Below are 7,077 nucleotides of genomic sequence, written 5' to 3' on the forward strand. Positions count from 1 at the left end.
CGAACACGCGCGTGCACGACAGAAAGTCCGTAATCGGCATCATCTGTCCTTGCTACCGCCTACGTCACGCTCCTACTTCAACGTGCAAAGCTGAGTACGTAGTAAGTTCGAACGAATGTTCCCATAGTTCGAGAATTATACACGACTTCAGGCCCTGAGTCGGGATATTATGGCATATTTCTCGTAACCGGAACGTCAGGCCCCTCACCGCGAAATGGCCGCCCTGATTGAAACACACGAATCATATTTATTGATAGTTATGAATTTAGAAATTGGATGATAACCCCATATATAATATAGGTATGCATGGGTGCTACACGACTCTGGACACACCTCGGCAGATCCGGCCGGCGGGAGCGAGCCGACGCAGTAAAAAGTGGAATGCCGCCTCCCCGATTTGAACGGGGGACAGCTCGATCTTCAGTCGAGTGCTCTCCCAGTCTGAGCTAAGGCGGCGCGCACTCCAACGTGAGTGGGACCAAGGAAAAAGGATTTCGAATCGATTCCGCCGCCGTCGGGGATGGCGCCGAGTGTCGAGACGAATATTTATATGACAAACCGAGGCAAGCGCTTCGTGGAGATGCGACTCCAGACGAAACGAACGATCGGAATCGTCGCAGCACTGGTGGTCCTTTCCACGCTTGCGGGCTGCTCTGCGCTCGGTGGGGGCAGTTCGGACTCGTGCGGTCCGGGGGACGTGGCAATTGAAGACATAGAAGCTGGCTCCGAGGAAGTGGCGCTCACGGGCGAAGTCACGAACGCGTCGGAAAAAGGGTCGTTCATCATCGACGATGGGACCAGCGAGGCGTTCGTGATGGCTGCTTCGGACGACATCCAAGAAGGTGACTGTGTCACCGTCGAAGGTGCCGTTTCGCGGAGTCCGCTGGACAGGGGCACTGACGTCTTTATCCAGGGCAAAAACATCACTGAACCGTAGGTGGACGGCACCTCGAGTATTTTTCGACGGTGTGTCGTCGCGAGCCGGCGAAACATCGATCAGGGCGCGCTGCCCGCGTCCGATCACTCGGCGCGCTCGGCGACCGCGAACTTCGAGAGGTCGGCGGCCGTGATCTCCTCGACGCTATCGTAGGGCCGATCGACGACGATATTGCCGGCCCGCTGGCGACCCAGCTCCGGCAGCGCCTGCAGTTCGTCCATCGACGCCGAGTTCACGTCCAGCGGGTACGGCACGCCGGTCACCGAGCGATAGCCGTGGTCGGTCACCGCGACGTCGATCGTCGCGCCGATCTGGCGCTCGCCGGGCACCGCGACCAGCAGCGGATAGGTCCCGAGCTGGCGGCCGAAAGTCTTGGCGTCCTGATGGTATTCGAGGTGGACGTCTTCGAGGATCGTCCCCGGCGGCGCGAGACGCTGTAACATCGGGTTGTCGATCTCCTCGCGGATCTCCCGCTTGTACTGTTTGAACAGCTGCTTGTGATCGGCGGCGATCTCGGCACCGGTATCGGCCATCTCTGTCCCCTCGAAAGCCATGACCTGCCGGATGTTGACCCGCCGGAGCAACAGTCCCTCGTCGTAGACGCGCTGGAGGAACCGCTTGTTGTGCTCGAAGGTCTCCCTGCGCTCGCCTTTGAGCCCGTGGACGAGGTTGATCCCCGGCAACAGCTTCGGCAGGCGCGGGGCGGCGTCCTCACCGAAGTTGGGCGCGTCGGCGGGGTCCTCGCCCGGTCGCCAGCCGGCCTCCTCGTTGACGATCCGCACTGCCTCCAGACACTCCTCGGCGGTGACGTTGAGGTTGTTGTCGCTCTGGACCTGCGGATCCGCGGATTCGAGCCCGAACGCGGCCGTGTCGCCCGGCGTGTTGTGCTCGGCGATGATCCGGATCCCCTCGCGAGCCTTTTCCGGCCACTTGACAACAGTGATCGGATTCATGTTGTCCAGGTGAAGCGTCTCCAGGTCCGGGGCGACTTCGCGAATGCCCCGATAGAGCGACCGGAGCGCGTCGGGATTGGGTTTCTCGCCGTCGCCGCCGTAGGCCAGGATGTCGGCCTGGCGGCCGAGCCGGAAGTGCCTGACACCGTGCTCGGAGAGGGCGTCGACCTCGTCGACGACGCTCTCAGGCGGCCGGAAGTCGGGATCGCCGTACATCGGCTCCGTGCAGAACGAACACCGGTAGGGACAGCCTCGCGAGGTCTCCAGTTCGGCGAGCAGATAGTCCGGGTGGTTGGGGTGCTGTTCGACGACGAACGCGCCCTTGCGGGCCCATCGCGTCTCTTCGGGGACGCCGCGATAGCGCGGTTCGAACCCTTCGAGTCCGTTCTCGACGAGATCGAAGACCGCGGCCTCGACGTCCGCGCCGGCAACGAAATCGAAGTCCAGGTCGTCGCGGCTGGTCTCGCTCGCGCCGGCGTTCTCCTCGCCGACGCCGAACCGGATCGGGCCGCCCATGATCGACGTGCCGTCGGCCGTCCATGCGATCTTCCGAACCTCGTCCGGTTCGGCGGGTGTACCGCCGACGTAGTTGCCGGGGACGGTCATCCCGCCGACGTAGACGGTCAGATCGGCGTCGGCAACCGCTCGCCAGCGATTCGTCTCCTCGCGCAGCGCGTCGATGGTATGGTAGGTGATTCGCTCGCGAGGGACTCCGGCGTCGACCAGCGCGCCGGCGACGTACCGCGGGTAGGTGGAGATGTACGGCGGCACGCCGAAGTGCGCGGGTTCGTCGACGTAGCCGTCGACGATGGTCACGTCGATCGCAGCGGGGTCAGTCATTACCTGTGGTTCGTGCTCGACGATGAAAACGGTGTCTCACTCGATCTCTCGTGGGTTCACGATCGTCGATCAGTGCTCGTGATCGTGACTGTCGCTTCCGGGGGTGCCGCCCGCGACCAGTGCGTCGTGGTCGCCCTCGATCATGTCGAGGTTCTTCAGGTTGTCTCGCTCCTCGAAATTGGCGATCGCGTCTTCGAGATCCTGCTGGGTGAGCGTCGTTCGCTCTTCGGTCAGCGCGTCGAGCACGGCCTCCCGAAGGACGAGCCGGAGGTCGCTGCCGGTCAGGCCTTCAGTCATCGAGGCGAGCGTCTCAGGGTCGAAGTCGACGATCTCCATCTCGCGGGTGACGACCCGGAGGATGTCGGCGCGCATGTCCCGGTCGGGCTTGGGGAAGTTGACGATCTCGTCGAAGCGCCGCCAGGCCGCGGCGTCGAGCTGGTCGGAGTGGTTCGTCGCGCCGATGAGCAGGACCTCGTCGTCGATCAGGCTCACCTCGTCGATCGATTTCAGGAGGGTGTTCACCGCACGCTTTATCGCGGCGTGTTCGTCGCTGGCGCGGGTCTTGGCGACGAAGTCGAACTCGTCCATGAAGAGGATACACGGCGAGAGCCGCTTGGCGACCTCGAAGACCTTCTCGACGTTCTTTGCGGTCTCCCCGAGATACTGGGACGTGATCATCGAGAGCTTTACCTCGACGAAGGGGAGATCCAGATCGTGCGCCAGCGCCCGCGCGACGCTGGTCTTGCCGGTCCCCGGCGGCCCGACGAACAGGAGCTTGCCGATCTCGCGCAGGCCGATCTGTGCGAGGTAATCGCGGTGCTCGATCGCTTTGACGAGTTTGTTGATCTCGTCTTCCTGATCGTGGGTGAGCACCAGATCGTCCAGCCGCATCTCGACCTCTTCGGGGGCGCGCACCTCGACGAGGTCAAGCATCTCCTCTTCGTCCTCGTCGTCGAAGTACTCCTCGAGCATCGAGTCGATCCAGACCCGATCGGCCCTGAGAGGACGGTTGTGCTCCCGGGCGCGTTCGTAGGAGACGTCGTCGAACTCGGTTTCGTATTCGGCGGCGAGGACAGGATTGTCCAGGATGTCTCCGGCCTCGACTCGGTCGAAGAACCACTCTTCGGCCATCTCCCGCTCGGTAAACGTCAGCGACCCGTCGAACTCGTCGTGATCGGTGAACATCAGCCCCGAGATCGCGTCCCAGGGGCGCTCGACGCCGGTCGCCTCGCGCGCAGTCTCGACGGTTGGGGTAAGCGGGCGTTCGATCGTCCCGTCGCTCCAGAAGACCGCCCGGTAGGCCGGTGGCAGATCGTCCGGCTCCAGGTCGCGATTGTCCGTGTAGATCGTCGTTGTCAGCAGAAACTCGATGACATCACGTGCCGCGTTGCTCATTCCTCAATACATTGCTTCGCGACAATAATAAGTCGCCCGAAGTGCGCCCGTGTTGCCTGGACAGGCGGTGGTGGAGGTTTTCCTGAACACGAAACCGTTGGGCCGGCCGTACTCCGAACCGCTGAAATAGCTCACGCTCCTATCGGGAGTCGTGTCACAGCAGGTCGCCCAGGTGGATACGCTGTTCCTCCACGAGCAGGGTGAGAACGTCCGCGTCGCCGTCCAGCGCGACGGGAGCCGCGTGCTCGACGCGGTCCTCGAACTCAAAGAGACCAGCGCCGGCCCGCGGCCGGCCCGGCTGCGGGTCAAGCAGGGTTCGAGCGAGGAGCCACGCAGCCCCGATCAGTTCGTCGAGCTCGCCCGCCAGGCGGCCCGGATTCGTATCTCCGAGCAGACCTCCGAGCGCGGTCGCAAACGTCTCCGGGAGATGCTCGACGCCTACCAGCTCGAGGCGAAGGTCGTCCGGACCTGTCGGTACTGTGCCTCGGCGGGACAGTACTCCCCGATCACGAGCGAGACGGCGATCCTGGCCGACGACGAGTACATCTGTCCGGACTGTGCGATCGAGGAACTGGAGCGCGAACTGGCCTATCACGGCGACGTGACCGGCAGTGCCCGCGACCGACTCGAAGAACTCTTGCTGGACGTGCAGGATCTCGACCGGATCACGAATCTGCTCGCGGGCGATCTCGATCCCGAACTCACGAAGTTCGACGAAATATCCGCGACCGTCGACGAGGTCGATCCCGTCCCGACCGACTCGCTCAACCTCCATCCCGGGATCCAGGACAAGCTCGAAGACCGATTCGACACGCTCCTGCCTGTCCAGAGTCTCGCCGTCGAGAACGGCGCGACGGAGGGTCAGGACCAGCTCGTCGTCTCGGCCACCGCGACCGGGAAGACCCTCATCGGCGAGATGGCCGGCATCGATCGGGTCCTCAACGGGAAGGGCAAGATGCTGTTTCTCGTTCCCCTGGTGGCGCTGGCCAATCAGAAGTACAACGACTTCCAGGAGGAGTACGGTGACATCGTCGACGTGACGCTACGGGTCGGGTCGAGCCGGATCGGCGGCGACGACAACCGTTTCGACCCGAGCGCCGACGTGATCGTCGGCACCTACGAGGGGGTCGACCACGCGCTGCGGACCGGCAAGGACCTCGGGACGATCGGGACGGTCGTCATCGACGAGGTCCACACCCTGGGCGAGGGCGAGCGCGGTCACCGGCTGGACGGGCTGATCTCGCGATTGAAGTACTACTGTGACGTCGAACGGACCGTCGCCCAGCGACACGACGGCCGCGCAGGCGCTCACGACGCCGGCGACACACAGTGGATCTACCTGTCGGCGACGGTCGGCAACACCTCCGAGCTGGCCGAGAAGCTGGGTGCCCAGCTCATCGAGTTCGAGGAACGGCCGGTCCCGATCGAACGCCACGTCACCTTCGCCGACGGCTACGAGAAGCTCGATCTGGAGGACAAGCTCGTCAAGCGCGCGTTCGACACCAAGTCCTCGAAGGGCTACCGCGGGCAGACGATCATCTTCACTAACTCCCGACGACGGTGTCACGAGGTTTCCCGGAAACTGCAGTACTCCTCAGCCCCGTATCACGCCGGGCTCGACAACAAGCGACGAAAGCGCGTCGAAAAGCAGTTCGCCGACCAGGAACTCGCGGCAGTCGTGACTACCGCCGCGCTCGCAGCCGGGGTCGACTTCCCGGCCTCGCAGGTGATCTTCGATTCGCTGGCGATGGGTATCGAGTGGCTGACTGTCCAGGAGTTCCACCAGATGCTCGGCCGTGCCGGGCGTCCGGATTACCACGATAAGGGGACGGTCTACCTGCTCGTCGAACCCGATGGAGCGTATCACAACAGCCAGGAGATGACCGAAGACGAGGTGGCGTTCAAGCTCCTGAAAGGCGAGATGGAGTCAGTGATGACCCGCTACGACGAGAACGCGGCCGTCGAGGAGACCCTCGCGAACCTCGTGGTCGCGGGCAGCCAGGCGAAGCGACTCAACGCCCGGATGCTCGGGGAAATCCCGACCAAGCACGCGATCGGCAAACTCCTGGAGTACGAGTTCATCGGCGGGCTCGAACCCACGGATCTCGGCCGGGCAGTCTGTCGACACTTCCTCTCGCCGACGGAGGCGTTCCTGATCCTCGATCAGATCCGGAAGGGGGCCGACCCCTACGCGATCGTCGCCGAGTTGCAGTTGCGCGAAGAAGAACTGTGACTGTGTGCTGACGAAACCGCGGCGACGATTGCAAGCGACCGAACGACGTGAGTCGATCAGGCGCCGGCTTCCTTCAGCGCCTCTTCGAGGTCCTCGGCCTGGGTAACGCCGATGAAGCGTTCGACGACGCCATCGTCGTTCTCGACGATGAGCGTCGGGAGCGAGCGTACCTGATACTCGTTGGCGATGTCCTGTCGTTCGTCGACGTCGATCCGCTCGAACTCGACGTCGGGGTAGTCTTCCTCGAGATCCTCGATGATCGGCTCCTGGGTCTTGCAGGGCCCACACCAGTCAGCCATGAAATCCATGAGCGTGATCGTCATGTATCCTGCCAGTAGTTGCCGAGGTATTCAGATAAGGGTTGTGATACTCCGGGTGTGTCGCCCGAATCTCCGACACCGCGCCGGCGAGTTGTCCGGGATCGAGCACGCAGATCAGACCAGCCAGGCGTCCTCGATCCGAAGCGTCCCGCCCAGCTTTTTCGAGGAGAGGTTCCCGCAGGGCCGCAGGCCCGAGGAAACCCGACGAGAAAAAGCTGGATCAAAAGTCTCGACCTCGCTTCGCTCGGTCGAGCGAGCGACTAGCCCACAGTCACTCTCCCTTGCGTGTCTCCAACTTCGAGCTCAGCTTTGCACGTTGAAGTAGGAGCGTGACGTAGGCGGTAGCAAGGACAGATGATGCCGATTACGGACTTTCTGTCGTGCACGCGCGTGTTCGAC

Annotated in this window: 5 protein-coding genes and 1 tRNA gene; 2 read left to right on the plus strand and 4 right to left on the minus strand. The window is 63.1% G+C overall.

Annotated elements, in window-relative coordinates; translation table 11 throughout:
- Positions 1-382: 382 nt before the first annotated feature.
- Positions 383-456 (minus strand) — tRNA-Phe (locus OB916_RS16725).
- A gap of 124 nt (positions 457-580) precedes the next feature.
- Between OB916_RS16725 and OB916_RS16730 the strand changes: the two genes are divergently transcribed.
- Complete coding sequence (locus OB916_RS16730; protein WP_315910437.1) at positions 581-937, plus strand: OB-fold nucleic acid binding domain-containing protein; 357 nt, start codon at positions 581-583, stop codon at positions 935-937.
- 83 nt (positions 938-1,020) lie between these two features.
- Here the strand turns inward: OB916_RS16730 and OB916_RS16735 are convergent, their stop codons facing one another.
- Entirely contained in the window at positions 1,021-2,730 is a 1,710-nt protein-coding gene (locus OB916_RS16735; protein ID WP_315910438.1) for a radical SAM protein, read from the minus strand.
- Between the two features lie 69 nt (positions 2,731-2,799).
- Positions 2,800-4,125 (minus strand): ATP-binding protein, encoded by a 1,326-nt coding sequence (locus tag OB916_RS16740; RefSeq protein WP_315910439.1) that lies wholly within the window; start codon positions 4,123-4,125, stop codon positions 2,800-2,802.
- Between the two features lie 151 nt (positions 4,126-4,276).
- On the opposite strand from OB916_RS16740, the gene OB916_RS16745 reads away from it, so the two are divergent.
- Positions 4,277-6,358 carry a DEAD/DEAH box helicase gene (locus OB916_RS16745; protein WP_315910440.1) on the plus strand — a complete coding sequence of 694 codons (2,082 nt, stop codon included), beginning with the start codon at positions 4,277-4,279 and terminating at the stop codon, positions 6,356-6,358.
- Positions 6,359-6,414: 56 nt separating this feature from the next.
- Here OB916_RS16745 and OB916_RS16750 read toward each other — a convergent pair whose 3' ends face one another.
- The gene (locus tag OB916_RS16750) at positions 6,415-6,681 is read right to left on the minus strand and encodes a thioredoxin family protein (RefSeq protein WP_315910441.1); all 267 of its coding nucleotides are present in this window, start codon (positions 6,679-6,681) and stop codon (positions 6,415-6,417) included.
- Between the last annotated feature and the right edge of the window lie 396 nt (positions 6,682-7,077).

It is taken from the genome of Halapricum hydrolyticum, assembly GCF_025517535.1.
In the GTDB taxonomy this organism is placed as follows: domain Archaea; phylum Halobacteriota; class Halobacteria; order Halobacteriales; family Haloarculaceae; genus Halapricum; species Halapricum hydrolyticum.